We start from the raw sequence: 26,244 nt of genomic DNA on the forward strand, positions 1-26,244 counted from the left end.
CCCGCTTCGTTCCCAGGTTGCCTGATCAGCGCAAGATTCTTGGATGCGTCGGGGTGCGTTGATTGCGCGCGTTTGGCGTGCAATTTTCGCGCATTGGCCGTCGTGACTAGTAGGCGGTCGCGAGGGTGTCGGCGTCAAGGATGGAGTAGGCATAGCCCTGTTCCGAGAGGAATCGCTGGCGGTTCTGGGCGAAGTCTTGGTCCACCGTGTCGCGCGCGACAATGGTGTAGAAGGACGCCGAGATACCGGTAGATGACGGCCGCAAGAGGCGCCCGAGGCGCTGGGCCTCTTCTTGCCGCGAGCCATAGGAACCGGAAATCTGAATCGCGACCGATGCATCCGGCAAATCGACCGAGAAATTCGCGACCTTGGAGACGATCAGGATGGGTGCCTCACCATTGCGGAAGGCCTCATAGAGCTCTTCCCGTTCGGCGACGGGCGTCTGACCGGTGAGTTTCGGGACACCCAGTTCTTCCGCGATCTCATCGATTTGGTCGAGGTACTGGCCGATGATCAGGATGCGTTCGTCACGATGCTTGTCGACCAGTTGGCGGACGACTTCGAGCTTTGCCTCAGCGGTGGCAGCAATGCGATAGCGGTCTTCGTCGGCGGCGGAGGCGTATTCCATTCGCGCTTCATAGGGCAACTCCACGCGGATCTCGAAGCACTCGGCGGGCGAGATGAAGCCCTGCGCTTCGATTTCCTTCCACGGTGCGTCGAAGCGCTTGGGGCCGATCAGCGAGAACACGTCGCTCTCGCGACCGTCCTCTCGAACCAGTGTTGCGGTCAGCCCGAGGCGACGACGAGCTTGCAGGTCGGCGGTGAGCTTGAACACCGGGGCTGGCAGCAGGTGCACCTCGTCGTAGACGATCAGACCCCAATCCAGTGCATTGAGGAGCGAGAGGTGGGCGTATTCGCCTTTTCGACGGGCCGTGAGGATCTGATAGGTCGCGATCGTAACCGGCTTGACCTCTTTCGTTTCCCCGGAGTACTCACCGATTTCATCCTCGGTGAGCGAGGTGCGGCGAAGGAGCTCGCTGCGCCACTGCCGGGCGGACACCGTGTTGGTGACGAGAATCAGCGTGTTCGTATCGGCGGCAGCCATGGCACCCGCACCGACGATGGTCTTTCCGGCGCCGCAGGGGAGCACGACCACACCCGAACCACCCGAAAAGAAGTTGTCCACCGCATCCCGCTGATAGTCGCGCAGCGACCAACCGTCTTCCGTGAGGTCAATGTCATGCGGAGTACCCGGGGTGTACCCGGCGAAATCTTCCGCGGGCCAACCGAGTTTGACGAGCTGCTGCTTCAGTGAGCCGCGAGCCCAATCCTGGATGCGAAAGCCACCTTCGATGGGAGCCTCAAGCATCGGCGAAATCTTCTTATTAAGCGAGACCTGGCGGATCACCGCGTCATCGTGTGACCGCAAGATCAGGCCCTCATCGTCACGCTCAATGACGAGCTTGCCGTAGCGTTCAACGGTGTCGCGGAGGTCAAAGGCCACCGAATCGGGAACCGGAAACTTTGCGTACTGGTTCAAGGTATCGAGCATCTCGTCGGCAGTGTGGCCGGCCGCGCGTGCATTCCACAGGCCGAGTCGCGTGATGCGATAGGTGTGGACGTGCTCGGGCGCGCGCTCGAGTTCGGCGAAAACCGCGAGTGCGTGTCGGGCATCACTGGCGTCAGGATGCGCGACCTCTAGTAGCACTGTCCGGTCGCTCTGCACGATGAGGGGTCCTAAAGCCATAACGCACCAGTGTACCGGGACTCGGTGCCGCAGCCCCCACGCGGTTACGGAATGCGCACGCACCCCAATGGACGCTAGGACTAGGCCTCTTCGATTCCGATGATGGATCGCAGCGGCAGCGTCCGCTCGACGTCGGCGTCGAGATCGCGGGCACGGAGGCGCTGTGCGCCTACGGAAAGGGGAATCAGCGCGAGCACGGCCGGGGGCTTTCCCGGAATATCGATGGCGACTCGAACCTCATGCTTATTGCGCCGGGCCAGCTCCAAACGGCGCTGAATCCAGGTGCTCTGATCATCCGCGTGATCGCCCGCTGCCGCCTGTTCGGCGAGATCCGCAGCGGCTTTGGCGGCCGTGGCGTTTGGTTCGGGCACGTACGGTGCGGCAGGCTCGCGCCGATGGCGCACTTGCGTGCTGCCGTCCGCAGTTTCGAGCACGGCCGGATAGCGCGCATCCAGGAGGGCCGCGAGCGCGACCTGCGGTGACACGCGGCTTGCGAGCTCATCCTCAATGCGCCGCAACCCGAGCGTGCCCAGCGCGGTATCCACCTGCAAGGCGTCAAGGAGTTTCTTATCCGTGGCGCGGATTCTTGTGGACTGACCAACTGAGCGGTCATATTCGCGCACCCGCACGCGGCCGTGCTGCTGGGCAGTGTTGTTCACGAGATAGTCCACCGGTTGCGGGATGCCGGTGAGGGAGACTCCGGCGAGGAACTCACGAATGCTCTCCGCGCTCATCCCGTCACTGAGCGCTCGCCCGATCGAGGCCGGTGTGAGCCGATATTCGCTCGCAAGGGCGCGACGCTCGAGATCTGCAATGCGCCGTAGCTCGTGATCAAGTGCGCCGGAGAGGGGGCCCGGGGCGAGGATGGTTTGGTCCGGCTGGACATAAACCTGGGCGACTTCCTGGGGGAGGTGATCCCCAAGCATCCTCACCGCGTCGGTGACATCGGTATCGAGCACGAGCCCACCGAGGCGGGTGAGTGAACCGCGGTCGAGGACGCCGAGGGCCTCGGCATTGCTGCGCTGCACGGTGGCGTTGTCAGAGAGCACGATCGCGTCGGTGTCGTCTTCCGCGATCTGGTCGAATGGGGAGACGTCCGTGGGGAGTGCAGCATCCAGTTCGATGGACTCCGAGAGTGCACGCAAATTGTCAATGTGGAGCTCATCCAGCCAGGCTGCAATGAGGATGCGCCAGCGCTCCGTCACCGGTTTAGTGCAGTACTGCTCGCCAGCTTCGGTGAGATGCCACACCTCACCGACCGGCGTGATGAGATTCGCAGCGAAGAGCCAGCGGTAGAGGGAGCCGACCACGCCGGAATCGCTCACGAGCTCTGTCGCGAGCCGGCGAACGTCCACACCGCTGAGGCGGACCTGCTCGCGTGAGCGGCGAACGATGCGCGGTTCGGCTGCGATGAGCCACAGCGCGTCATTTGCCAGCTGCGCCGTGGCGTGCGCGGCCGTGGTGCCAGCCGATTCAGCTGACACTGTTGTCAACTCCGAGAAGTCGGTGACTTCGGGAAGAATTTCGCGCAGCGCACGGCTTGCCTCGGGGAGCAGCTCCGTGTTCGGTGCCTCACCAACAGCGAGTGCCAGCGCAGTCGCCTTGACCAGTGCATCCTGCTCACCGAGACGCAGACCGCGAAGCGTGGGCCAGTCCAAGCGGCGCAGGGCTGCTGCAATATTTACCGGCGCATCCAGCCATTCGGCGAGATCAAGCAAATCCTCAATCCCGCGCGCATTCACCCGCCGCGCGTGCAGCAGCCCGGCGAAGCCACGCTCGTCGAGTTTGCGGAGCGACGCCAATATCCGGAGCGAATCGGGGACGGGGGACACGGTGTTTGCTAGCGGTTCTTTTGCGCCCTGCGGTTAGCGATAACACGCCAGAGAACGAAAGCGACGAGGAGGATGAGCGCGAGTGGGAAACCCCAATAGGCGATGAACATGCTGACCGGCCAGATCCACAAGTCACTGCTTGCGAAGTCGACACCGAAGAGGGGCGCGAGCAAAATAGTGAACAGCGCAATAAATGACAGGGCAGCAACGCCCACGGTGAGGTAGGCGAGGAGGCGCTCGGCCATCGAGCTTTCTGGGTTGTCCGTCGAAATGGTCACCAAATCAGCCTAGTCGACTCGGTTGAGGGAATGCGCGGCAGGATAGACTGGTTGTATTGCGCCAGGTAGCGCACACGCACGTTCGGGTTGACCGACCGGCAGAAACCGGGCTCGCGGTTGATTCCGTGCTCACTGGTGCCACTGCGCCACGATTTTCCATATTAAGTAACGACGCGCTTGCCGATCCGGGAGCGCACAAGGAGAAGTGCCATGCCAACGGGCAAGGTGAAATTTTATGACGCCGACAAGGGATTTGGGTTCATCCAGGGTGATGACGGTCAGGAAGTGTTCCTGCACGTCACCGCGCTGCCGCCCGAGGTGACGGCACTCAAGGCCGGTACCCGGCTCGAGTACGGGATTGCTGACGGAAGAAAGGGTGCACAGGCACTTTCCGTTCGGGTGATCGATGCACCTGCATCGGTCGTGAAGATGAAGCGTAAGTCGGCTGATGACATGGCCGTGATCGTCGAAGACCTGGTCAAGGTGCTCGATAAGGTGGGCGGCCAGCTGCGCCGCGGTCAGTACCCGCAGTCGGGGAGTGGGACGAAGATTGCGGCGATGCTGCGCCGCGTTGCGGATGAACTCGATGCGTGATTCTGAGGAGTCCATCGCGCTCGCGGAAGCCGCACTGCGGGAAATTACCGAGCGGAAGTTCGTCGGCAATTTTCACGATGTCGTTGACGAGGGCGAAGGGGTGTATTCGCTTCGATTCGTGTCGAACTCTCCCGGGTTTCGTGACTGGTGGTGGACCGTCACGCTCACCCAGGTAGACGGGGCCGAGGCGCCGACCGTTCTTGAATGCGGGCTCTTGCCCGATGCGGATGCGTTGCTCGCGCCCGAGTGGGTGCCCTGGGCGAAGCGTCTGGCCCGTTTCCGGGCGACGCACGACTCGCAGGGCAACCCCTTGCCAGAAGGTGAAGAGGCTGCCAGCGAGGAGACCGCCGAGCGTGCGCCGCGCATCCGGACGCGCAAACGCACGCGAACCCGCACGCGTCGCCGCACGGACTCGGCAAAGTCGGAGGGCTCAGCCGAGTCCGGGGCCACTACCGAGCCGGAGGGTTCGGTAGCGGAGGCCTCGGCGGATTAGTCCAGGCGCGCAACGACGTAGGTGATGCAGTCAGCAAGGCTGCCGACGTCGAGCGGGTCCACAGACGCGAACGTGCCGACGCGCAACTGGTTGCGTCCCAGTTTGCGATACGGGTCGATATCCACAATCCCGTTCGCGCGCAGTACCGAGGTGACGCGTGATGCGTTGACCGACTCATCAAGATCAACGGTCACGACCACCTGCGACCGGTATTGCTCATCCTGAACGAATGCGGTGGCCCACTCATTGTGAGTAATCCACTCATAGAGGGTGTCGGAGGATTCCCGCGTCCGGGAATCAACGAATTCAAGTCCGCCGTGGTCATTCATCCACCGCACTTGTGACTCAAGCAGCGAAAGTGACGCGACCGCGGGCGTGTTCAGAGTTTGGTTCTTGCGCGAGTTATCCACCGCATTCTTGAGGCTCAGGAACTCGGGGATGTATCGCTCGGATGCGGCGATGCGCTCAATGCGGTCTATCGCAGCGGGCGAGACAATTGCGAGCCAGAGCCCACCATCCGAGCCGAAGTTCTTCTGCGGTGAGAAGTAGTAGATGTCGGATTCGGTGACGTCCAGGTCGATGCCGCCTGCCGCGCTGGTGGCATCAATCATCGTGAGTGCGCCGTCGGCAGCGACTCGCCGTACCGGAGCCATCGCACCGGTAGACGTCTCATTGTGCGGTGTTGCGTATAGGTCAATGCCCTCGGCAGCCTCGAGCAACGCGACCGACCCTGCGGGGGCTTCGCGCACATCCGGCGCGTCGAGCCAGGGTGCCGCAGCAGCTTTCGCGAACTTCCCGCCAAACTCTCCAAACACTGCGGTTTGTGCGCGTCGCTCGATGAGGCCAAATGCCGCGGAGTCCCAAAACGCGCTGGCACCACCATTGGCAAGAATTACCTCGTAGCCGTCTGGCAGTCGGTACAGCGCGGAGATTCCCTCGCGAATATCTCCCACAAGTTGTTTCACCGGTTGCTGTCGATGCGAAGTGCCTACCACCGTTTTGGCACGGTTCATGAGATCGTCGAACTGCTGAGGGCGTACGCGTGAAGGTCCAGATCCGAATCTCCCATCGTGGGGAAGAAGGTCGGCCGGAATACGAATATCGGTCATGATTACTAGCCTAGAGCGATTGTGACGGTTGCTGTCGGTAGGCTTGCTCCGTGCGAGTGGCGTCATACTTGAACATAACCATGCATCACAGAGACGGGGATGAGGGGAGGGAATGACTGTGACAGATCTAATTGATACGACCGAGATGTATCTCCGCACCATTCTCGACCTTGAGGAAGAGGGCATAGTTCCGCTGCGTGCGCGCATTTCGGAACGGCTTGGGCACTCTGGGCCGACGGTCTCGCAAACCATCGCGAGGATGGAACGGGATGGCTTGGTCGAGGTCGCTGCCGACCGTCGACTGGTGTTGAGCGAACTCGGTCGCGAGAAAGCCATTCGCGTGATGCGCAAACACCGCATCGCCGAATCGCTACTTGCGAATGTGATTGGGCTTGACCTGTCCCAGGTGCACGAAGAAGCGTGCCGCTGGGAACACGTGATGAGTGATGAGGCGGAAGATCGAATCTTCGACCTCCTGGGTCAGCCCACGCACTCGCCCTATGGCACTCCCATTCCCGGCGCGAATGACGATGGCAGGTCGGCCAGCGACTATTTTCTCGAAGGCGTCCGGCCACTGAGCGAAGTGACTCCGGATGCTCAGGTACTGGAGGTGCGTCGGCTTGGCGAACCGGTTCAGGCGGATCTCGACACGCTCGCAATGCTGCACGGTGGCGGTATCTTTCCCGGTGCTCGCATCACGATTGAGCGAGCTGGCGAACGATTGATTGTGTCGCTGGACGGTCACACCTCGGGCGTGATTATTCCGCAGGACACCGCGCGGCATATCTACGTGGCGAAGTAAGTTCACGAGCGTCGTGAGTCAGCATGCGCTGGCAGCGTCGTCATGCGCTGGGCCGTTGTCATGCGCTGGGCCGTTGCCGTGAGTTACCGTGCACCGGCGGCGTTGCGTACTCGTGACCTGCCACTGCGGCAGCATGCCCCGTTCGTGATGACACCTGCCACGCCGTAGCGAAAAAGTTATTTCCGGATATCTCACCGTTATCAACCCCGAGTTCGTGCTGAGTACTTACGGGTGTGCGGCGCGGTCGTCCAAGTCGGTCGATCTGGTGTAAGGTTGACGAGGTCGCTCTCCGCGGCCCGCTCTACCCCCGCAATTCTGCGGGAAGGAGCAGATTCGGTTCCCGAGTCAGCGGTCCTCCGCACTGCAATTCCATACGAAATCCGGCTCCGTTATAAATTCGTGAGAAATTTGTCACCAAGACGTGACATTTCCGAGATCTTTCGTTACTGTTGTATTTATCGACGAACACAACCGTGTTCAGGTCATGTTGAGGCGTCGCAATCCCGCTCCTCGACAATGCACATCCACAGCACTTTGTGGGGCGGGCGGCTATATGCCGAGCGACGTGGAGGGTCGAACTTTGAACGAAACCATGCAGACCGGCACCGCGCCGCTCACTCGTCGTCAGGCTCGTGAGATGGAGCGCCGCACTGGCGTTCGTCCGATCGCGGGCGCAGCGCCCGTTGCGCAGCCGAAAGACACTGGCGAGATTGAGCGCAACGAGATGGATGCACTGGTATCAGTACTTCCTACGGAACTCGTCGAGCGCATCTCGGCTCCTATCGCCGAGGACGCAGTAGCGGTTCCCGAAGCGTTTGATGCTCGCGGACTCACCGTACGTGCGGCTCGCCCCGCACCGCTGATCGCTCAGCGTCGTCGTCGCGCAGTGGGTGGCTTCGCCGCAGCTGCGTCGATCACCGCACTTGCAGCAGCGGGTCTGACCACCGTTGGTGGACAGGGCGCGAACGTTGCAGCAGATGAGCACCAGGCAAACTTGCTTTCGGCAGCGACCGAAGACAGCACCGAGGCTGAAGAAGCCCTCGACGAAGCGGCAGCTGTTGAAACCGTCGCGGCACCGATTGAGGTAGACGCAGAGTCGACCTCGACTTCCGTGGCCACCTTTGACTCGACCGCAGTGCAGACCGCGGCTACCGAGATCGTCATCGAGGCACCGGTTGAAGAGAGCGAAGACGAGGCTGCCTCGAACGAAGGTGCTTCGAACTCGGGTGCCAGCTCGGATGACTCGAGCTCAGAGTCCACCTCAAGCTCTTCATCCAGCTCCAGCTCCAGCTCTTCGTCGAGCTCGAGTTCCTCATCGAGCTCGAACAGCAGCTCGTCGAGCAATAGTGCACCGACCCAGTCGGGCACCGGCATTGTCAGCACCGCACAGAGCTGGGTTGGCAAGGGCATCTACGGTAACGGCAACACGCCTTCCGGTTGGGACTGCTCCGGCTTCGTGCAGTACGTCTTCGCGCAGAACGGCATCGACCTGCCGCGCAGCGTGAACCAGCAGGCAGCAGCGGGCACGCGTGTCTCGGACCCGCAGCCCGGTGACCTCGTGATCTGGCCCGGCCAGCACGTGGGTATCTACGTGGGTAACGGCTACATGATCGACTCGCCAACTTGGGGCCGCTCGATCGAGCTTGACCTCGTCAAGTGGGGACCGTCGACCAGCGGTTACTACTACGTTCGCATCTAAGTTTTAGCGTGAATCAGCATGAACGCCTCGTGAAAGCGGGGCGTTCTGCTGTTTCCGGGACCATTCCGGCGCTGCTTCCGATACGGCGGCGAACCGCGTGTCGCGCGACTCGCCGACCAGTAACCCGAAGTAAACGGCAAAGTGAATCTTTCGTGACGTGGGTGGGGAAATTCTCTGCCAGCCCGCAAAGTGCGGGTACTATCGCTCACAGCACGCCAGACCTGATTACCGGAGGCATCATGCGAGTGGTCGAGACCAACCCCACCAGGGTTGTTCACGCCTGCTCGGGCGCCTGCAGTGGGTTTGAGCGTCATTTTTTCCACGCGATATCCATCGCGATGCCCGTGAGAGAGCACATAGTTGGCTTTCCGCGCGCAACTCAACGGCACCGTCATGTGACGGTGCCGTTTCTTGTTTCCAACCGGGTATCCCACCTCGATACCAACGCATCCCAAGACAGCCTCGAGCCACGGGGCCGCATGGAAGGATCTGTATGCGCACGCTCGTTTTGAACGCCGGCTATGAGCCAATCACCATCGTGTCTGATCGACGAGCGCTGGTGCTCGTCCTCGGCGGCAAGGCTTCAGTTCTTGAAGCGGATGAAACGCAGCCGTTGCGTTCGATGAGCGATGAACATGCGCGCCCGCAGGTCATCCTGCTGACAAAATATGTGCGTATCCCAATGACTCGACGGGCACCAGTGTCACGCAAGGGTGTCTTGCGGCGAGACAGTCATCGCTGCGCGTACTGCGATAAATTCGCCAACACGGTTGACCATGTGCAGCCGCGTTCGCGCGGTGGCCGTGACTCGTGGGAGAACCTGGTGGCATGCTGCCTGCGCTGCAATAACGTGAAGGGCGATAAGACTCCCGAAGAGATGGGCTGGAGCCTTCGGCGTCGCCCGAGCGCTCCGATTTCGCACCACTGGCACGTTCGTGGCGCTGACCGGGCAGACTCGGCCCAGTGGGCGGCGTACCTCGCACCGAGCGCGGCATAGCGCGCACCGCTATTCGGGCGGATCCTCGTCCGCGTTACGGCGTTGCCGATTACCGGCTCGCTTGTGCCCGCCCCATCGGAGTGACGCGGATGCCGGTGTGCGTTTTGGTGTTCGCGGGGTGTTTGCCCGCAGGGCAGTTACCGGGACGTTCGAAGGGCCTGACTGAGTCGAATTTTTTGGGGCCGCATGTTCAGGTGGCGGAATCGGTGGGTGCTGGGACCGAAATACCGGATCAAAGCGCTTGCGCCCGCCGAGCCGGGGTGTGCGCAACGGGTCAATTCGTCCAGGTGGCAAGAACCATACTGTTCCAGCACCGCGATTGTTGGTCTCGCCGGGTTCGGGAATGACCACGATGTCCCAGCCTTCGTGGGCGCGGTGGTGGCAGGTCATGCACAGGAGAACGCCGTTGTCGAGATCGGTCTTGCCCGCGTGAGCCTTCCACCAGCGTCGGTGGTGAGCTTCCGTCATCGCTGCGGGTAGGCCGCAGAATGCGCAGCCGCCATCACGCTCGGCAAGAATCTGCCGCTGCTGGGCTGTGAAATGCCGGATCTCCCGACCGTGGTCGACCACGACGCTCTTGGAATTGAACACCGACGGGATGACTCCGGAGGTCGCGGCGAGCAATCGAGCAGTTCCGGGGTCGATGACGCCGCCGCCATCGATCTCACCAAGTGTGGAGGCATCACCCGACATGGGTTCAGCGCCGAGCGCCGCGAGTGGGATACGCACGATGGTCTTAGCCGCAGAGCCGGGAACTTTACTCATATCGCAACCGAGGCTGTGCTTGAAGATGGCACTCAGCGCATCCGCCTGTAATTGGTGTAACGGCACCGCGACGAGGCTGTCCGGCAGTCCATCATTCCCGGTCGGGATGTTCTCGCCCCGGTGAGTGCGCAAGTGGTGATTCACGTCGCCCGTGAGCGCGGTGCGGATTGGTGCTGCGCTGATGGGGTCAAACCGACCCTTGAGCGTGAGGCTGCCATCGGCGTGATCCTTGAGAGTGAGGGATCGGCAGTCGCGTTTCGTTTCGATCGCCGGGGCGACACCGTTCGGATCGATCCACTTCTCGGCGCGATCAATCGCCACTTGTAAGCCGCGCCAATTCAACGAGGGAGCACTCTTGACGAGCAATTCCTCCGCCACGGCAATGTCTTCGCGGCCGGCGCGAGGTGCAACGCGCTGCGTAAACTCGACAATTTCGTGTGCGGCACTGAGCCCGATCTCACCGCGAGCGAAGGACGCCGCTACGTGTTCGGTCTCCGCCGGTCCGCGCTCATCGTGCGGTCGAAACGGGCCGGTAATCGAGCAGCCGACAGCGATCAATGAACGCGCGTCGCTAATGCGAATCTGCAGCCGTTCTTCAAGCAACTGTGCGGGATTGCGGTGTCCAGCGGCTCGCGCTAGCGCGTCCGCCCCAAGAGAGCGGTCCGAGCGACTATGGATGCTGTGGGCGAGGCTCGCGAGGAAACCGTCAAGTTGGCGTTTGAGTACACCGGCCGCGTCGAGGAGTGACACCACTGTCGCATCATCGCAGGCCGCGAGTACATCGGCGACAGCATTGACCTCATTCGCAGCATTGATCTCATTCGCAGCAGCGCCCTCACCGGCTGCTGCGCTGGCGGACTGCCAGGCATCGGTTAGTGCGGTGACGCCGCGATGAATCATCGGTGCGTGCGTGGCGGTCGGCTCCGGAAATGGCACTCTGGACGGCTCGGAGGCGTTGTTGGCGGTCACGGGTTCACCTCCTTGCACAGAGGCTCGATAGCGGTTGGAGCTTCGGACAATGCGCGCTAAGCGCGGTGAGCGTATTGCGGTCGGCAAGATCGAAGAAAAAGGAACCCACGCCAGGAGACGAGTGAAGGACGGTGTCGCTCGGTCATGAAAAAAGATTAAACCGAGCCACCGACATATCTTGTTCTCCGCTGCAAATAAGCGGAACGCAGCACATCATCGGCCGAAAACCAAACCGCGACGCTGCACTACCGATTGTGACGCTGCGCTACCGATCGCGATGCCGCGCGAACCTCGGCAACTGACCATGCAATGCATCCACCGAATCGCGAACCAGGTCGGCGTCGAGGCTTGCGGCAACGTAGTCGTCCATGCGCTGATCGAGTTCGCTGCGGAAGACCAATTTCATCACGCCGCCAATCTGGTCGCCTAGCGCGCGGGCGGCGTGCTTGTACGTGATCTTCCACGTGACTTTCGTGCCGCCATCAACTTCGGTGAAATGCCAGCCCTCGCCATAGTCGGCGAGCCACCATGGTCCCTTGACCATCCGATTGCTCGAGACCTGACCGGGAAACCAAACGTCATATTTCAGGATCACTCGCCGACCGTCATTGACCCGCTCGAACACCTGCACGCCGCGCCCGAGCTCCTGCGCATCCCGAAGCAGCATGCGCTTTTCTACGTGACTATCCCACGCGATTCGGTCCGCACCGAGGGTGTGTGCGAGTGCGAATGCCTCTTCCGGGCTGAGGGCAACGGTTGCGGACGCTTCAAGAGATTGGGCCATGCGACCAGTCTAAGAAAGGAATTGCCCTCGAGGCTGACACCGAGACGTGATGAGTCGAGCGGCAAATTGACCCAGGGTGACCGACTGTTGTCTGACCGCGCCGCCACCGCTGCAGTTCCTTGCTCGTGCACAAGCGCAACGCATACGGTGACAATACCTGGCGCTGCACGCCCCGCGGCCGCGCTCAATGAAGAGAAGAAGGGTAAATTACATGTCGTTTAACTCTGTTGACGAGCTCCTCGCCGCTATTCAGCCAACTGACGGTGGTCGTGAAGTATTCGATCCGGCCACCGGCGAGGTCGTAGGCCGCGCACCGCAGGCCACTTCGGAAGAACTTGAGGATGCGATCAATCGTGCCGAGGCAGCGCAGGTTGCGTGGGCAAAGCTCTCGCACACTGAGCGCAGTGACTACCTGAACAAGGCAGCGGACGCCATCGAGGCTGCTTCAGAGCCGCTCGCAGAGCTGCTTTCTCGAGAGCAGGGCAAGCCGCTCAACGGACCCAACGCGCGCTTCGAAGTCGGTGCCTGCGCCGGCTGGCTCCGCGCCAACGCAGCGTTTGAAATTAAGCCCGAGCTTATCGTTGAAGATGACAGCGTCCGCTCCGAAATGCACTACGACCCCATCGGCATCGTCGGCGCAATCAGCCCCTGGAACTGGCCGATGATGATTTCGATCTGGCAGTGGGCACCTTCGCTGCGCATGGGCAACGCGATCGTGGCAAAGCCTGCGAGTTCCACCACGTTGTCGGTGCTGGCACTCGAAGCCGTCATGAACGAGGTACTACCCGCAGATGTCCTCAACGTCGTCGCCGCAAACAGCAAGGTTGGTGCGGCAATTTCGAGCCACCCGAAGATCGGCAAAGTCATGTTCACCGGTTCGACTGAGGTCGGCAAGATCGTCGCCCGTGACGCGGCAGACTCGATCGCTCGCCTCACGCTCGAGCTCGGTGGGAACGACGCCGGTATCGTCCTTCCCGGTACCGATGTGAAGTCGATTGCTGAAGACCTTTTCTGGGGTGCATTCATCAACACGGGACAGACCTGCGCCGCGATGAAGCGCCTGTACGTACACGAAGACGACTATGACGCAGCGGTCGAAGCGCTCGTTGAGGTCGCGAAAAACATGCCGATGGGGAACGGTCTCGATGAGCAGAACGTGCTCGGACCGCTCCAGAACAAGGGCCAGTACGAAGTAGTGTCGAAGCTTGTTGACGCAGCTCGCGACTCCGGTGCGACCATCCTCCTCGGTGGCAACCCCGAAGAAGACCAGCCCGGTTACTTCTATCCGACGACTCTCGTTGGTGACATCGACAACGACAATCCGCTCGTTGCCGAAGAGCAGTTCGGCCCGGCCCTGCCGATCATCAAGTACTCAGACCTCGACCAAGCAATCGAGTGGGCAAACGGTGTCGAGGTTGGCCTTGGTTCCTCAGTATGGGGTTCGGATGCATCCGCGGCAGTCGAGGTCGCAAAGCGTCTTGAGGCTGGTACCACTTGGATCAACGGCCACGGCGGCGTTGACCCCCGCATCCCCTTCGGTGGCGCGAAGTCCTCTGGCTACGGTCTCGAGTTCGGCGACGCCGGCCTCAAGGCTGTCGCGCAGCCGCACGTGATCACGATCAATAAGTAACCGCCGCGATAGCAGAAAAGGGCCGCCTTCGGGCGGCTCTTTTTTTCGTACGAACGCCCGACATGGGCATTCGCTTGCAGGTGGAAGCACTGAGCCGAAGGATGCTGAACCCACTGGGCTACGATCGACGTTGAGGAATACCGGTCAACGTTGACCGTCATGTGTCCGACATTTCGACGTAGGTCTTTATGCGTCCCGGATGGAAGGCTGCCAATTGAAACGACGAGCTATCCCGGTTGCCGCAGCAGTGCTCCTCCTGGCTGGATGCGTTCCCGCTGCCGACGAGGACCCGGTTGAAGGGGAAGAAATCAGCACCCCGGCAGAAGCTGTCGTGAATGACGATCAAGATACGTCAGAACCCGATAGCGACACCGGTATCGGCGAGATTGCCAGTGTCGAAGAACTTCGCGATGCCTATATCGCGGCGGGATTTGAGTGCGATTGGCAAGAGGATATTGCTGTTGGGCTCGCTGTAGAGCAGGGATATTGTTCCGAAGGAAAGAACAACATTCTGGTGATGTATGCGAGCGAAGCTGACACCCAACAGCAGCTCAAACAGTCTCAAGAGGGCCTTGCCGATTTGGGAATGATCGCTACCTATGTCGTCGGACCGAATTGGATCATCAATTCTGACAACGGCGCGGCTGTTGCCGCTGCACTCAATGGTGAGCTCGTCGTAATCGGCGACGAGGAGTAAGCGAAGCACAGCGCGAGCGCGTTTCCTGATCGAATTCGGTCGCCGCCCGGTGCCTGTGCTGAACCACGGGCGGCGACCCCGTTACACGAGCGGCCGCAGCGTGAGGGACTGTTGCAGCGTCCCCACCGGTCCATCGAGATCGTGCACCACCGAACTCGTGAGGCCCTGACCCGAGGGGCCAAAACTTACCGTCACGTCGAGGCCGGTCCAGTCGCCGGTCGGTTGCCGAAACAGGTGCAGCGTGAAATCAACGTTGGGGAACATCCAGGTCCCTGGATCTTCACGAACCGCCACACCGTTGGCCGCGTCGAGCACTCGCGCGAAATGGGCCAATGGCGTGTCAACCTCACCGGCAACGAGCGGCAGCTCGCTGCGGAGCCAAGCTCTGCCTCGCCCCGCCGCTGTTGGGCTCGAAGCCCATGCCTGCAGGCTGCTGATGAATCCGCCCGGCCACGTGTTTTGGATGTCGAACTCCGGCATCGTGTCCGGGTTTGGCATCGGCTCGTAGCTCGTACCTTCAATCACCGCCGTGCCGGATGCCTGTAGCAACCACGCCCGCCCTCGAATAATCGCGCGTTCGCCAATTGTCGCGGTTGTCTCGATGAGTTCGATCGTGCGGCCGGGACGAATGACTTCGGTGTGAAGCGTCATTGGCTCGCGCATTATCTGGCCGAGCACTTCCAGCGAGACGCGAGAAATGAGCATCCCAGCGCCCTTGTGCTGCAGCCGCCACTGGTCCATGACTTGGATGACGAGGCCGGCGACCGGGGCGAGGTGCAGCTCATCATCTCGCCACGCCCCACCGGAGTGTTCGGTCGGGACGAACACGGATTCCGACTCGCGGGTGAAATAGGCTGCGGTGCTCGTGTCCGACATGGTGGTCCTCCCTCAGTGCCCCCGGCGAGAATCGAACTCGCGCGCACCCTTTAGGAGAGGGATGCTCTATCCACTGAGCTACGGAGGCAGTGGCGCTACGAAAAGCGCAAAAGCCATCGTACCGCCCGTCTGGGCCTGAATTCTTCCCGTGGATGCGTGAAACTCCCGCGGGGTGCGTGGTTCGACACTACTCTTCCCTTATCTTGAAGAGCGTGTGGGGGTTTTTCCGTAAGCGAAGCGATAGCCGGTCCGATGCTGATCGAGACCAGGTCGATAACGCTGCGCAAACGCAAGAGACCGATGAGATCGCCCGCGATCTCGAACTCGACGAGGGTGTCGGCGTTGGCGAAGACCCGTCGCGCTGGCTCGATCAGGTAAAAGAGGCCCGCGCGACTCGTCCCGAGGCCGATGAGTCTCCCTTCGCTCCCGAATCCGAGGGCGCGAAGGATGCCGTGACGGTCTCGAGCGACGGCGAGCAGCAAGCCGAAATCCCAGCACTGGCTGCTTCCGAGACAGCCCGGCCGGCTGCAGACGCCAGGAGCGGGCGGGAAACGGACTCCAGAGACGCGGAGCCAAATAGCAAGTTCAAGCCGAACGATGAATCGGCACCATTTGCGCGCTCGAGCAAGACCCCAACGCAACGTCCTTCACCTCAACCCACAGACGCCGCATCCGCCCGCCCCGCCACCGAGCATCCGGCCCCCGAACCACTGACACCGGACCGCCCCATCAGCGAAATGCTCGCGGAGGCACACGAGCACTGGCGGTCTGAACTCGCAACGATCGGCGGCCCGGGCCCGCAGCGCACTTTCCGGAGCCGACGCGGCACCTATATTGACCTCTCAACCGCCCACCCTTCCGGAATCGCGCCGCTACTCTCGGGCCGTCCCACAATGCTCTCGAGCTTGCTGCGGGAACCCCTTGCGTTCCGCAATGCCCTCGACGCCGCGATGCTGGTCTCGCAAAAGGGCGTGGAGCTGGAGGCCAGTCGCGGGCTGAACACGGTCAAGCTGGCCATCGGCTTCGCATCCTGGACCTCAAAACACGGTGAGGTCAACGCGCCAATCTTCTTGCGCTCCGCCACGGTCCGACGCCTCGGCCGCGACTATGAACTGCGGATCACCGGCGCGCTCTCGCCGAATGGCACCCTGTTGCGGTCGCTTTATGACGAGGGCGTGACCCTGCGCGCGAGCGAACTGATGACGCTTGCCGGTCCCGACGCGACGCTGTTCCCCGAGGATGCGTTTGACCGGCTTCGTGAAATCGGTCACGTCTTGCCCGGATTCGAAGTGAGCGCGCGGGCGGTCGTCGCGACGTTTGCTGAAGTCGCGGAATCACTGGTCAACGACGCGAACAACCTCAACCATCCGATCCTCGATGCGCTCGCGGGGCACCCGGGCGCGCGTGCGCAGCTCGGCGCATCCATGCACACCGAAACGAGTGTCAACCCCGATCGCCGCGACCCGTCCAGCGATCGGCTCTTGCTGGATGCAGACACCGAGCAAGAGCGTGTGGTCGACACGATTCTGGGTGGCTCCAACTTCGTGGTTGAAGCACTTCCCGGCACCGGCGTCACACAAACCGTCGTCAACGCGATCGGTCAGCTCGTTGACCGTGGCCGCAGCGTGCTCATGGTGACGCCACGATCGGCGTCGACTCGCGCGATCCGCTCACGCCTTAAGCAAGTGGGTCTTGACGGGCTCGCCGTCACCCCGCGAACACTGCGCCGTGACCTGATCGCAGGAATCAACCGCAATGAGCGGGCGGAGCGTCCCAGCACCGCTGAGCTCGATGACGCCCTGGTGCGACTGCGGCACGTCCTTGCCGACTACCGCAGCGCCCTGAGCAAACAAACCCCGGAATTCGGTGTCTCGCCGCTGGATGTGCTGGAAGAGCTGAGCCGACTCGAATTGCTCGATATTCCGCCATCGACCACTGCGCGACTCGACCGCGAGGTGCTCATCCGACTCGCCGACCGCCAGGAGCGCGATGCGGTTGCGAAGCGACTCCAAGAACTCGGCGAACTCGGCCAGTTCCGCTTCGGGCCCAGTGACTCACCCTGGTATGCGGTGCAGTTCACCTCGACCGAGGAAGTCGCACAGGTCCACGGCGCCGCGGTTCAGCTCGCCGACGGTCGCACGGGTGACGCCGTCGACCAGGGGCGCAAGATCGTCGCGCAAACCAATTTGCGCGAGCCCCGCACCTTCGCAGAACTCGGCGTCTACCTACGCCTGCTCGCGGACATCCGCGAGACCCTCGATCGATTCACCCCAGAAATATTCGACGCGGAACTGTCGGAACTCATTGAGGCGACAGGTTCGCGACGCGAAGGATCGAACATCCCGAACTCTCGACGCCGGGAGCTGCGCAACCTCGCACGCGAGTACGTGCGCCCCGGTGCGCCGGTCAGCGACCTGCACGAGTCGCTGAAATATGTGCAGCGCCAACGTATCCTCTGGCACCGCTATGTGCAGGACTCGGCGCAACCCAATGTCCCGACCGGAATCGAGCAGGCGCGCACGCAGTGGCGCGAGGTCTCCGCGCTCATGCGCACCGTGGACGATGCGCTCAGCGATGTCGATGAAGCAACGCTCGCCGATACTCCGCTCGAAGAACTTGACGAGCGTCTCGAATCCTTCGCGGCACAATCCGAGGTGCTGGATAACGCCGTGGAAAGGCTCAACCTCAGCGAGGCGCTGTATACAGAGGGGCTCGGTGGCCTGCTTGATGACCTCGCGGACCGTCACCTCGAAGCCGAGGTCGTCGGCGATGAACTCGAACTTGCGTGGTGGCAGTCGGTCCTCGAAGAGCAGCTGTCTTCCGAAAAGGCACTCCTCAACGCGAACACGCGCGTACTGACCCGTCTCGAGGGTGACTTCCGGGTGGTGGATGATGCCCACACGGAATCGAGTTCCAAGCAGCTCGCCTGGCAAATCGCGCAGGCGTGGAAGGTTGCGTTGGTCGACGAGGCCGATGAAGCCAAAGCCCTCCGCGAATTGCTCCGCGGCTCCGGCGTCTCATCGAACCGTCTCATCAACCGCTCCGCGAACCTTGCCGGCACGGTCGCCCAGGTATGGCTTGCGTCACCCTACGATGTGCCGCGAATCGATGAGCGCATCCGCTTCGACACCGTAATCCTCGTCGACGCGGCCGCCTGTTCGACCGCTGAGGTGGTTGGCGCGATCCGACGTGCGAATCAGGTCGTGGCCTTTGGTGACCCGGTAACGCAGTTCCCCTCCCCGTTCACGGTCGGCGTCCGTCCGCTTCTCGAGCAGAAAAATGAGCTCCACGGGATGGATGCGCCGGAGCTCGCGCGCCGAGAGCAAGACTCCGCGTTTGCCCGGCTCGCTGAATTCCTGCCGACAGTGTCGCTCACCCGCTCCTACCGAGCCGGGGGAGAAGACCTCGCCGAACTCGTCAACGAACGCTTCTACGGCGGCCGACTCCAGTCGATGCCGTGGGCCGGCGCATTCCTGGGCCATTCATCCCTTACCTATTCCTATGTCGAAGGCGGCTCGGGACTGCCCGACCCGGACTCGGGCTCGGTGGAAGCCACCGACGCCGAGGTCACGCGAGTCGTGGAACTCGTGATCGATCATGCGCTACGCCGCCCCCGCGAATCGCTCATGGTCGTGAGTGCCTCGACCGCGCACGTGCAGCGAGTCGAGCAAGCCGTGTGGTCGGCAGTGTCGAAGCGCTCGGATGTGTCGGAGTTCTTTACGCGACCGCGAAACGAACCGTTTGTGGTCACCACCATTGAGGGTGCCGCGGCGCAGTCACGCGACCGGGTGATTTTCTCCCTCGGCTACGGCATCACCCCGCACGGTCGAGTGCTCTCTGAGTTCGGGGTGCTTGGGACTCCGCTCGGGGAGAAGGCACTCGCCATTGCAATGACTCGCGCCCGCCGCTCACTGGTGATCGTGACCTGTGTGCGAGCCGATCAGCTCGATATCCAGCGCATGACAGCGGGCGCGATTGGCTTTGCGCAGATTCTTGCCGAGCTGGCCAGCCGAACCGAGCGTCCCGGTGGCGCGGCACCGCTGGATGAGCAGCGTGCGCCGATGCTCGTAGACCTCGCGCGTAGGCTCGGGAGCTTTGGGATGCGCGTCGCACTCGACTATCGCGGACGAATCCCGCTTGCCGCGGCCTACGGTAATCGCGCCATTGCCATCGACCTGGAAGGTCGCGTGCACGCCACCGGGCAGACCACGCTGCGTGAGTCACTTCGCCTGCGCCCCGACCTGCTCAAGCGGCTCGGTTGGTACTACCTCCGCGTTCACGCGTTTGAACTCTTCGCGAACCCGGAATCGGTAGCGAGGCGAATCGCGGTGGCGCTCGAAGTGCCGATGCCCGAGGAGCAGGCACCGGTCGCTGGAGAGATCACCGACGGAACTGATACGGTTCAACCGCGTGCGGAACTCGAAGTGGGGACCAGTTCGGTTCCCCGCCGACCAGAATCTTTTGATGACGTGGTTGCCGATTCGGAGACCACGCAGGAGTAGAAACTAGCTATGGCACGTCAACCTCGTCGTGTGCGCACCGAACCGAAACCCGGCGTCGACCCGACTCCGCAGCGTTTCCCTGCGACCAATACGCAACCCGAAACCATCCGGGCCACACTCGCAAGCGAAGACCAGCTTGATGTCTGGGGCGGCGCCGTCGTCGACGTGGATGCGGAAGAGAGCCTAATCGTTCGCGAAGACGTCGCCAGCGACTCCAACGATGAGCGGCTCTTGGACAACGTGCCCCCGCACAATGTCTAAGCGCGAACAGGTCACGGGGAACGAAGAAGACGATCGTGAGGCTGAACCCCAACCGAGCACCGCGGGCCAGCGCAATGAACGCGAGGACACCCGCCGAGAACTCGAATCGCTAGAAACCGGCAAGATTCCGCTGCCGAACCCGCGCGACATCAAACCCGAGCGCATCCCCACCGAAATCTGGCTACTGCTCGGAGCGACGTTCTTCGTCGCGGTGGGCTTTGGCCTCGTGGTGCCCGTGCTACCGCAGTATGCGGAGTCCTTCGGTGTGGGCGCAACCCTGGTCAGCGTTGTCGTCAGCGCCTTCGCGTTCATGCGACTCGTTACCGCTCCCATCGCCGGACCACTGCTCGACCGCGTGGGTGAGCGGTTCATGTACGTATCGGGGCTGCTGATTGTGGCGGCTTCGAGTTTCGCGACTGCCTTCGCTGCCGACTATGTGCAATTGCTCATCTTCCGCGGGCTCGGCGGCATCGGGTCGGCGATGTTCACGATTGCCTCCTCGTCAATGGTTGTGAAGTTCGCGCCACCGTCGCTACGCGGTCGCGTGTCTTCGCTGTGGGGCGGGATGTTCCTGGTCGGCAGCATTTCTGGTCCGGTATTCGGCGGATTGCTCGGGCAAGCAGGGATGCAGGTGCCGTTTATCTCCTACGGCATCGCCTTGTTGATTGCCGCCGGAATAGTCGGGGTCATGCTCGGTCGCAACGCCGGCAAGAGCGATGCCTCGCAGCGCTTGAAGAAACGGTTGCCGCCGTTCTATTTGCAGGATGCACTGAAGATTCCCGCGTATCGCGCGTCGTTATCCTTCGGGTTCGCGAACGGCTGGGCGAATATGGGGATGCGCTCCGCAGTCGTGCCGCTCTTCGTGAGCCAGATCATCAATAATGAGCCGTGGGCCGCCGGTGTTGTCGTCGCCGCGAATGCGGTCGGAAACGTCGCGGCCCTGCAGTGGTCGGGCCGCGCGAGCGACCGCATCGGTCGCAAACCGCTTATCATCGCGGGACTGGTCGTGTCATCGCTCGGGATGCTCGGGCTCGCGTGGGGTGCAGACCTCTGGTACGTCTTGCTGATCAGTGTCATCGCGGGTGCCGGTTCGGGACTGTGTTCGCCAACGCAACAAGCGGCAGTTGCGGACATCATCGGTCGAGAACGTTCGGGCGGCCGGACCCTCAGCACCTATCAAATGTCGCAAGATATGGGCTCGATCTTCGGACCGGTTGTCGCCGGGATCATTATCGACTTTGTCGGCTTCAGCTGGTCATTTGTATTGGCAGCCGTGATATTGCTCATCCCGGTGATGTTCTGGATCGCTGCGCGCGATACGCTTCCGCCCGAGACCGAAGAGTCGGCGAAAGCCTAAGCACCGCGGCCAGTCACGAGCATCCACCGCGGTTCAACTCAATTGCGGCTTGACTCAACGCAAAAATCCCCGCCCAACTCCATCCGGAGCGGGGCGGGGATTAATTCGACTCGAGCGGACTATTTGCCCTGGCCCTCGCGAGCTGCGAGCAGGTCGCGGATCTCGGTGAGAAGGTCGGTCTCGGTGATCGCCGCTTCTTCCTCGTCGGGCTTGTGACCGTGCTTGCGTACGTACATGGTCTCGTTGAGCTTGTTCATTGGCATCACGATGCAGAAGTACACGACCAGCGCAATGAGCAGGAAGTTGATGACGGCCGCGATCACGAGGCCAATGCCGAGCGATACGTTACCGATCTGCCAGGTTGCACCAGCAATTTCATCGGCGTTGAAGATCGCCGCGATAATGGGGTTGAAGATCCCATCAACAAGGGCGTTAACAATTGCGGTGAAAGCCGCACCAATAATGACGGCTACTGCGAGTTCAATAACGTTACCGCGTGCGATAAATTCTTTGAAGCCCTTCACGGCTCCTCCTTATCTCGTTCATGCAAGTGCGAATTCAAATTGCGGTGTAAAGCATAGTCGGCTACTGACGCGATTTCGTCACTCCTGCGACCATTTACCGAAGGAAAGAATGCGGGCAGGGGTGATTACCCCGGGCACCGGTTGATCGTGATCTTCTACTGGAACAGAGTCAACAATTTCATTCTCGTGCACAATTGCGATCACGAGTGTGTCGAGCCCTGCTAATGCGCGGTCGTAGAATCCGCCGCCCCAACCAAGTCGATACCCGTTCCGGTCGACGAGCGCGGCTGGCACGAAAATCAAGTCAATATCTGCCAACGGTGAGCCCGGTAGCGCCACACCGATCGGTTCGGGTACCTGCAGTGAAGGATGCATCCGAGCAGCTCCCGTATCCACCACCCAGTCGAGTTGGCCGTGCGGTCGAGCCGCGGGGAGCAGCACCTCAATACCTGCGGATTTTGCCTGCTCAAGAAATGTGTGGGTAGGAACTTCGACGGGAGAGGAAAGGAAACACGCCACCCGTCGAGCACCGACCTCCTCGACGAGATCAGTCATGAAGGCCGCCACGGGTTCGGCCATCCGCGTGATTTCTGCGGGCGTGCGCTGCGACCGTGATTCCCGAACAAGCGCACGCAAACGGCGTTTCTCGGCCGCGATGGTTTCATCCATGGCTTTAGCGTAAGGTGCTGGCACTTACGTGCGGGTAGGATCCCCAACATGACTTCACAAGTGACAAAGGCGGTAATTCCTGCCGCGGGTCTGGGAACGCGATTCCTTCCGGCCACGAAGGCCATTCCGAAGGAAATGCTTCCCGTCGTGGATCGTCCGGCAATTCAGTATGTCGTTGAGGAAGCCGTGCAAGCGAATCTCACCGACTTGCTGATGGTGACCGGTCGCAATAAGACGCCGCTGGAGAATCACTTCGATCGTGTTCCGGCACTCGAAGACGCCCTCGAAAAGCGCGGCGACGAATCACGGCTCACCGCTGTTCGCCGCACTTCTGAGTTGGCAGATGTGCACTACCTTCGGCAGGGCGACCCGCTCGGGCTCGGTCACGCCGTGCTGCGTGCCCATCAGCACGTTGGCAAGAATTCCTTCGCAGTCCTCCTCGGTGATGACATCATCGATGATGGCGGTGAGCTCCTGCGGGAGATGCTGACATTGCACGAGAAAACCGGTGCGAGCGTCGTTGCGGTCCAGGAAGTTCCGACCGAACAGGTCTCTTCTTACGGTGTTGTTGCACCGCACCTCGTGGACGGCGCACCGGAGTCGATCGAGTCGAATGACGCGTGGCCAGCAGTGTGGGTGGACGGCCTCGTTGAGAAGCCCGCACCCGAGCAGGCTCCCTCGAACCTTGCCATCATCGGTCGCTACGTGCTCCGTCACGAGGTCTTCGAAGTCCTGCAACGCACCTCGCCCGGTCGGGGCGGCGAGATTCAGCTGACGGATGCGATGCAGGAGTTGGCAGCGCGGCGTGAGGAACTTGGGGGAGTGGTGGCGGTGGTATTCCGCGGGCGCCGCTACGACACCGGAAACAAATTCGACTACCTCAAAGCGAATATTGAATTGGCTGCAGCCCACCCCGAGATTGGTGAGCAGGTGCGAGAGTGGATTCAGAGTTACGCATCGACTTTGACGAACCGTCCAACGCAAAACCGATGATGTCCACCGGGGCTGCTTTCGTCCCCACGATCGACGATGGCGTGCTTCGGATGCGGAGTATTCGAACGCGTGATGCGAGGGAACTCGAACGGGTATTGCTCGACAATCGGCCCTGGCTGCAACCGTGGGAAGCAACGCTCCCCGGGAATCAGGGCCGCTGGAATGTGCGCGGTTCGATCCGCTCGCTGCTTGACCAAGCGGCGGCACGGACGGCGCTCCCCTTTATTCTCGAGTACGAAGGCGCTCTCGCAGGCCAGCTCACGGTCTCGAGCATCCAATACGGTGCGGTGTCATCCGCGACACTCGGGTATTGGGTTGCGCAGTCCGTCGCGGGGCGGGGGATTACGCCAACTGCGGTCGCGGTGGCGACCGATTACTGCTTTCGCACCATTGGCCTGCACCGGATGGAGATCTGTATCCGTCCCGAAAACCTCGCCTCGCTCCGAGTCGTTGAAAAGCTCGGATTCCGCTACGAAGGCAAACGTGACCGGTACATCCACATCGACGGCGACTGGCGCGATCACTACTGCTTCGCGCTCGTGCAAGAGGACGTTCCCGAAGGGGTGCTCAACCGGTGGCGAAACGGCAACGTCGATGAATCGGTGGCGGCGAGGGACTGATGTCGACGGATCGCGAACAGATCGAGCAGTGGTGGCAAACACTGGGTGATGCGCAATTTCTTGCACCGCCCCAACCACTCCCGCCACGATCGAGCGACGGTGATGCGCACGATGCGGCGCTCGCGGTCATCCGCAACAACGGGCTGGACCCAAACATCGCCTACGCGGTGTGGCCTGAACGAGGCTGTTTTGATGCCGCGGGCGCGTTGACGCAGCCGGCCCGTTTCGTGACCGATGGGGATGAACAGGTCATCCAACGCAAGCTCCAGACCGTTATCAAGGGTTATCGCATTCAACGAAGTGGCTCGAGTCTTGTCTTCACGCTCGTGCACGACCGAAATGCCGAGGACGTGGATCCAGCGTCACCGGATGCTGCGACGTACCTCGCTGAACTGCAGGCCAACGAGCCCAGGGGTGCGATCGACACGTCGCAGCAGCAGTGGTGTCGCCGAGCTCTCGCCACCGGCTCAGTCTCCGACACGGTCAAAGTCGGCGCGTTCCAACTCCTCAAGTTGGCGAAGACACTCACTGATGAGGACCTCTCGCTCGCGACCCGTGAAGAGAGCCTCGGGCGAGCCGAAGCCTGGCAAGGCAACGGCATCGTGCTGCGTGTGCTCGCGCGAGAGCTCCTTGACCGCAAGCACCCCGACACGGACGTGTTTTTCAACCGGGTCGCGACGGTGCTTGGCGGACTCGAGCTTGAAAACTGGGATCACCCACGCGCCATTGCGGTGCTTCGTGAGAGAGCGCTTCAAGGTGAGGACCTGCGCACATTCTTCCGCGCGGAGGCCGCCTCTCGCGGGCTCACACCCCGCGAAGTCGGCTACGAGTTTGCCGCCGAAATTATCGAACCGTCGACGCAAGCCAAGGTGTCCGACCTGCTCTCACCGATGGCGAGACACCCGCTGCCGGAGACGCACCGATTCCGCACGGTGATTGCGATGATGCGCGATGAGCGGCTGCCAATATGGCTCCGCGTCGAGATGACCGATCACAGTGAACTGCTGCTGCCGCACGAGCTTCGTGAAGAAGAACGTGATCTGCAGGCCGGATACGACAGTCGCCACGGACTCACGCTCACCGAAGCGCGTGAACTGAGGGCGGCGTGGCAGGATGCGACGGTAGCGGTTCGGACAGCAGCCACCGACCTTCCATGGCGCGGCCCGCGCTTCGATAAGTTCGTCTCGCTCCACGATCAACTCGAGCTCATGGCGACACCTTCGGCACGGCAGCTTGAGTGGTGGCGAGCACAGCTGTTTGATCGCGGGGTGACGGAGCCCACACTGGGTTTCGCGCTCAATCTCGTCTTTGATGCGGGGCGACTCACCCGACAAGACCTCGACGAGTTGCTCACCGATTGGCAGCAACGGCTTCTGGTCAAGCCTGACAAGGCTAGGCGGTTCAACCCAGGCCTAGTAACGCTCGGCATCGCGCTTGCGAGTGATGAGCATCCGGCGGCGCGCGAGTTCTGGCGGGTCATCGACAGCCTTACCCAAGACTGGGCGCAAGACACGAAACAAATCTTGCGCGGCTGGTACGGAGAGGAAGCTGACCTCGAGGAACTCTGGGGGAAATTGCGGAAAGGCTCGATCGAAGTATCAACCGGATGGGCCGCCTTGATGGCACGGACGCGCGGAATCAGCATCCTGGATGCGTGCATGATCGGAATCGATCGGGCACTGTCTGAAAGGACGCAACCGTACGTTCGAGGAACCTTCGCAACCGTCGTGATGGCGATGGGAAATGATCCGGTGATCGCACCATTGAATCAAGCGACCTCGAGGATTCCCGGGGAGTATTTCGGTCAGCAATCGATGCGATGGGCAAACCGTGCCTTGTCGATGGCGGAGTCGGAGCACCTGCCAGAGATTCTTCGATCATGGGCAGTACGAGATCTGGAGCGACACTCACTCCTTCGCAACCCGAAACAGGTCCTGCCGCCGATGGGTGCAGCTTCGGCTGCAGACGCGGCGAATCGCATCAACGCGCTGAAGCAGCGGATTGACACCTCGATTCGTTAGCTCGTGACTCGATCGCCGACGCCAG

General features: G+C 61.7%; 22 protein-coding genes and 1 tRNA gene. 13 read left to right on the plus strand and 10 right to left on the minus strand.

The window, feature by feature from the left end:
* Nucleotides 1-106 precede the first annotated feature (106 nt).
* The 3 genes from ACTHXA_RS09405 to ACTHXA_RS09415 all read right to left on the minus strand — a co-directional run bounded on the left by ACTHXA_RS09405 (nucleotide 107) and on the right by ACTHXA_RS09415 (nucleotide 3,857).
* Complete coding sequence (locus tag ACTHXA_RS09405; protein WP_441671684.1) at nucleotides 107-1,747, minus strand: DNA repair helicase XPB; 1,641 nt, start codon at nucleotides 1,745-1,747, stop codon at nucleotides 107-109.
* An 80-nt stretch (nucleotides 1,748-1,827) separates the two neighbouring features.
* Nucleotides 1,828-3,549, minus strand: a complete 1,722-nt coding sequence (locus ACTHXA_RS09410) for a helicase-associated domain-containing protein (protein WP_441671686.1) — start codon at nucleotides 3,547-3,549, stop codon at nucleotides 1,828-1,830.
* A gap of 38 nt (nucleotides 3,550-3,587) precedes the next feature.
* Nucleotides 3,588-3,857, minus strand: coding sequence for a hypothetical protein (locus ACTHXA_RS09415; RefSeq protein WP_441671688.1), 270 nt, complete (start codon nucleotides 3,855-3,857; stop codon nucleotides 3,588-3,590).
* 210 nt (nucleotides 3,858-4,067) lie between these two features.
* On the opposite strand from ACTHXA_RS09415, the gene ACTHXA_RS09420 reads away from it, so the two are divergent.
* The gene (locus tag ACTHXA_RS09420; RefSeq protein WP_441671690.1) at nucleotides 4,068-4,451 is read left to right on the plus strand and encodes a cold-shock protein; all 384 of its coding nucleotides are present in this window, start codon (nucleotides 4,068-4,070) and stop codon (nucleotides 4,449-4,451) included.
* Nucleotides 4,444-4,944, plus strand: a complete 501-nt coding sequence (locus ACTHXA_RS09425) for a DUF3027 domain-containing protein (RefSeq protein WP_441671692.1) — start codon at nucleotides 4,444-4,446, stop codon at nucleotides 4,942-4,944. Before ACTHXA_RS09420 ends, ACTHXA_RS09425 begins: the two co-directional genes overlap by 8 nt.
* On the opposite strand, the gene serC is transcribed toward ACTHXA_RS09425, so the two are convergent.
* Entirely contained in the window at nucleotides 4,941-6,053 is a 1,113-nt protein-coding gene (serC, locus tag ACTHXA_RS09430) for a phosphoserine transaminase (RefSeq protein ID WP_441671694.1), read from the minus strand. The genes ACTHXA_RS09425 and serC overlap by 4 nt on opposite strands.
* A gap of 118 nt (nucleotides 6,054-6,171) precedes the next feature.
* Between serC and ACTHXA_RS09435 the strand changes: the two genes are divergently transcribed.
* From ACTHXA_RS09435 to ACTHXA_RS09445, 3 genes are all read left to right on the plus strand, one after another.
* Nucleotides 6,172-6,855, plus strand: coding sequence for a metal-dependent transcriptional regulator (locus ACTHXA_RS09435; RefSeq protein WP_441671696.1), 684 nt, complete (start codon nucleotides 6,172-6,174; stop codon nucleotides 6,853-6,855).
* Between the two features lie 580 nt (nucleotides 6,856-7,435).
* Nucleotides 7,436-8,554: a C40 family peptidase gene (locus ACTHXA_RS09440; protein ID WP_441671698.1), complete on the plus strand. Its 1,119-nt coding sequence runs from the start codon at nucleotides 7,436-7,438 to the stop codon at nucleotides 8,552-8,554.
* 493 nt (nucleotides 8,555-9,047) lie between these two features.
* Nucleotides 9,048-9,551 carry an HNH endonuclease gene (locus ACTHXA_RS09445; RefSeq protein ID WP_441671700.1) on the plus strand — a complete coding sequence of 168 codons (504 nt, stop codon included), beginning with the start codon at nucleotides 9,048-9,050 and terminating at the stop codon, nucleotides 9,549-9,551.
* A gap of 9 nt (nucleotides 9,552-9,560) precedes the next feature.
* On the opposite strand, the gene ACTHXA_RS09450 is transcribed toward ACTHXA_RS09445, so the two are convergent.
* Both ACTHXA_RS09450 and ACTHXA_RS09455 read right to left on the minus strand, forming a co-directional pair.
* Nucleotides 9,561-11,285, minus strand: a complete 1,725-nt coding sequence (locus tag ACTHXA_RS09450; protein WP_441671702.1) for a DUF222 domain-containing protein — start codon at nucleotides 11,283-11,285, stop codon at nucleotides 9,561-9,563.
* A 265-nt stretch (nucleotides 11,286-11,550) separates the two neighbouring features.
* On the minus strand, nucleotides 11,551-12,069 hold the full coding sequence (locus ACTHXA_RS09455; RefSeq protein WP_441671704.1) for an SRPBCC family protein: 519 nt from the start codon (nucleotides 12,067-12,069) through the stop codon (nucleotides 11,551-11,553).
* A 211-nt stretch (nucleotides 12,070-12,280) separates the two neighbouring features.
* Between ACTHXA_RS09455 and ACTHXA_RS09460 the strand changes: the two genes are divergently transcribed.
* Both ACTHXA_RS09460 and ACTHXA_RS09465 read left to right on the plus strand, forming a co-directional pair.
* Nucleotides 12,281-13,699, plus strand: a complete 1,419-nt coding sequence (locus tag ACTHXA_RS09460; protein WP_441671705.1) for an aldehyde dehydrogenase family protein — start codon at nucleotides 12,281-12,283, stop codon at nucleotides 13,697-13,699.
* A gap of 214 nt (nucleotides 13,700-13,913) precedes the next feature.
* Entirely contained in the window at nucleotides 13,914-14,396 is a 483-nt protein-coding gene (locus ACTHXA_RS09465; protein ID WP_441671707.1) for a hypothetical protein, read from the plus strand.
* Nucleotides 14,397-14,477: 81 nt separating this feature from the next.
* Here the strand turns inward: ACTHXA_RS09465 and ACTHXA_RS09470 are convergent, their stop codons facing one another.
* A complete protein-coding gene (locus ACTHXA_RS09470) occupies nucleotides 14,478-15,272 on the minus strand; it encodes a thioesterase family protein (RefSeq protein ID WP_441671709.1) in 795 nt (264 codons plus the stop codon).
* A gap of 16 nt (nucleotides 15,273-15,288) precedes the next feature.
* Nucleotides 15,289-15,360, minus strand: a tRNA-Arg gene (locus ACTHXA_RS09475).
* 124 nt (nucleotides 15,361-15,484) lie between these two features.
* Between ACTHXA_RS09475 and ACTHXA_RS09480 the strand changes: the two genes are divergently transcribed.
* Genes ACTHXA_RS09480 through ACTHXA_RS09490 form a run of 3 tightly spaced genes read left to right on the plus strand, consistent with a single transcriptional unit; the run spans nucleotide 15,485 to nucleotide 21,392 of the window.
* Nucleotides 15,485-19,774 (plus strand): AAA family ATPase, encoded by a 4,290-nt coding sequence (locus ACTHXA_RS09480; RefSeq protein ID WP_441671711.1) that lies wholly within the window; start codon nucleotides 15,485-15,487, stop codon nucleotides 19,772-19,774.
* 9 nt (nucleotides 19,775-19,783) lie between these two features.
* A complete protein-coding gene (locus ACTHXA_RS09485; RefSeq protein ID WP_441671713.1) occupies nucleotides 19,784-20,035 on the plus strand; it encodes a hypothetical protein in 252 nt (83 codons plus the stop codon).
* A complete protein-coding gene (locus ACTHXA_RS09490) occupies nucleotides 20,028-21,392 on the plus strand; it encodes an MFS transporter (protein ID WP_441671715.1) in 1,365 nt (454 codons plus the stop codon). The genes ACTHXA_RS09485 and ACTHXA_RS09490 overlap by 8 nt, the downstream gene beginning before the upstream one ends.
* A gap of 119 nt (nucleotides 21,393-21,511) precedes the next feature.
* Here the strand turns inward: ACTHXA_RS09490 and mscL are convergent, their stop codons facing one another.
* Both mscL and ACTHXA_RS09500 read right to left on the minus strand, forming a co-directional pair.
* Entirely contained in the window at nucleotides 21,512-21,916 is a 405-nt protein-coding gene (gene mscL / locus ACTHXA_RS09495; protein ID WP_441671717.1) for a large conductance mechanosensitive channel protein MscL, read from the minus strand.
* A gap of 78 nt (nucleotides 21,917-21,994) precedes the next feature.
* Nucleotides 21,995-22,585: a 5-formyltetrahydrofolate cyclo-ligase gene (locus ACTHXA_RS09500; RefSeq protein ID WP_441671719.1), complete on the minus strand. Its 591-nt coding sequence runs from the start codon at nucleotides 22,583-22,585 to the stop codon at nucleotides 21,995-21,997.
* 48 nt (nucleotides 22,586-22,633) lie between these two features.
* Here ACTHXA_RS09500 and galU point away from each other — a divergent pair, with 48 nt between their 5' ends.
* The 3 genes from galU to ACTHXA_RS09515 are packed head-to-tail and all read left to right on the plus strand — an operon-like array spanning nucleotide 22,634 to nucleotide 26,219.
* Nucleotides 22,634-23,578 carry a UTP--glucose-1-phosphate uridylyltransferase GalU gene (gene galU / locus ACTHXA_RS09505; protein WP_441671721.1) on the plus strand — a complete coding sequence of 315 codons (945 nt, stop codon included), beginning with the start codon at nucleotides 22,634-22,636 and terminating at the stop codon, nucleotides 23,576-23,578.
* On the plus strand, nucleotides 23,578-24,198 hold the full coding sequence (locus ACTHXA_RS09510; protein ID WP_441671799.1) for a GNAT family N-acetyltransferase: 621 nt from the start codon (nucleotides 23,578-23,580) through the stop codon (nucleotides 24,196-24,198). Before galU ends, ACTHXA_RS09510 begins: the two co-directional genes overlap by 1 nt.
* Nucleotides 24,198-26,219, plus strand: coding sequence for a hypothetical protein (locus ACTHXA_RS09515; RefSeq protein ID WP_441671723.1), 2,022 nt, complete (start codon nucleotides 24,198-24,200; stop codon nucleotides 26,217-26,219). The genes ACTHXA_RS09510 and ACTHXA_RS09515 overlap by 1 nt, the downstream gene beginning before the upstream one ends.
* The last annotated feature ends 25 nt before the right edge of the window (nucleotides 26,220-26,244 follow it).

The organism is Gulosibacter sp. (assembly GCF_052090685.1).
GTDB lineage: Bacteria > Actinomycetota > Actinomycetes > Actinomycetales > Microbacteriaceae > Gulosibacter.

What these genes read in the sequence shown, in the direction of transcription:
- ACTHXA_RS09405 (WP_441671684.1), bottom strand. Translation starts at nt 1,747, where the DNA reads ATGGCTTTAGGACCCCTCATCGTGCAGAGCGACCGGACAGTGCTACTA.
- ACTHXA_RS09420 (WP_441671690.1), top strand. Translation starts at nt 4,068, where the DNA reads ATGCCAACGGGCAAGGTGAAATTTTATGACGCCGACAAGGGATTTGGG.
- ACTHXA_RS09425 (WP_441671692.1), top strand. Translation starts at nt 4,444, where the DNA reads ATGCGTGATTCTGAGGAGTCCATCGCGCTCGCGGAAGCCGCACTGCGG.
- serC (WP_441671694.1), bottom strand. Translation starts at nt 6,053, where the DNA reads ATGACCGATATTCGTATTCCGGCCGACCTTCTTCCCCACGATGGGAGA.
- ACTHXA_RS09445 (WP_441671700.1), top strand. Translation starts at nt 9,048, where the DNA reads ATGCGCACGCTCGTTTTGAACGCCGGCTATGAGCCAATCACCATCGTG.
- ACTHXA_RS09455 (WP_441671704.1), bottom strand. Translation starts at nt 12,069, where the DNA reads ATGGCCCAATCTCTTGAAGCGTCCGCAACCGTTGCCCTCAGCCCGGAA.
- ACTHXA_RS09460 (WP_441671705.1), top strand. Translation starts at nt 12,281, where the DNA reads ATGTCGTTTAACTCTGTTGACGAGCTCCTCGCCGCTATTCAGCCAACT.
- ACTHXA_RS09470 (WP_441671709.1), bottom strand. Translation starts at nt 15,272, where the DNA reads ATGTCGGACACGAGCACCGCAGCCTATTTCACCCGCGAGTCGGAATCC.
- ACTHXA_RS09485 (WP_441671713.1), top strand. Translation starts at nt 19,784, where the DNA reads ATGGCACGTCAACCTCGTCGTGTGCGCACCGAACCGAAACCCGGCGTC.
- ACTHXA_RS09490 (WP_441671715.1), top strand. Translation starts at nt 20,028, where the DNA reads ATGTCTAAGCGCGAACAGGTCACGGGGAACGAAGAAGACGATCGTGAG.
- ACTHXA_RS09500 (WP_441671719.1), bottom strand. Translation starts at nt 22,585, where the DNA reads ATGGATGAAACCATCGCGGCCGAGAAACGCCGTTTGCGTGCGCTTGTT.
- galU (WP_441671721.1), top strand. Translation starts at nt 22,634, where the DNA reads ATGACTTCACAAGTGACAAAGGCGGTAATTCCTGCCGCGGGTCTGGGA.
- ACTHXA_RS09510 (WP_441671799.1), top strand. Translation starts at nt 23,578, where the DNA reads ATGTCCACCGGGGCTGCTTTCGTCCCCACGATCGACGATGGCGTGCTT.
- ACTHXA_RS09515 (WP_441671723.1), top strand. Translation starts at nt 24,198, where the DNA reads ATGTCGACGGATCGCGAACAGATCGAGCAGTGGTGGCAAACACTGGGT.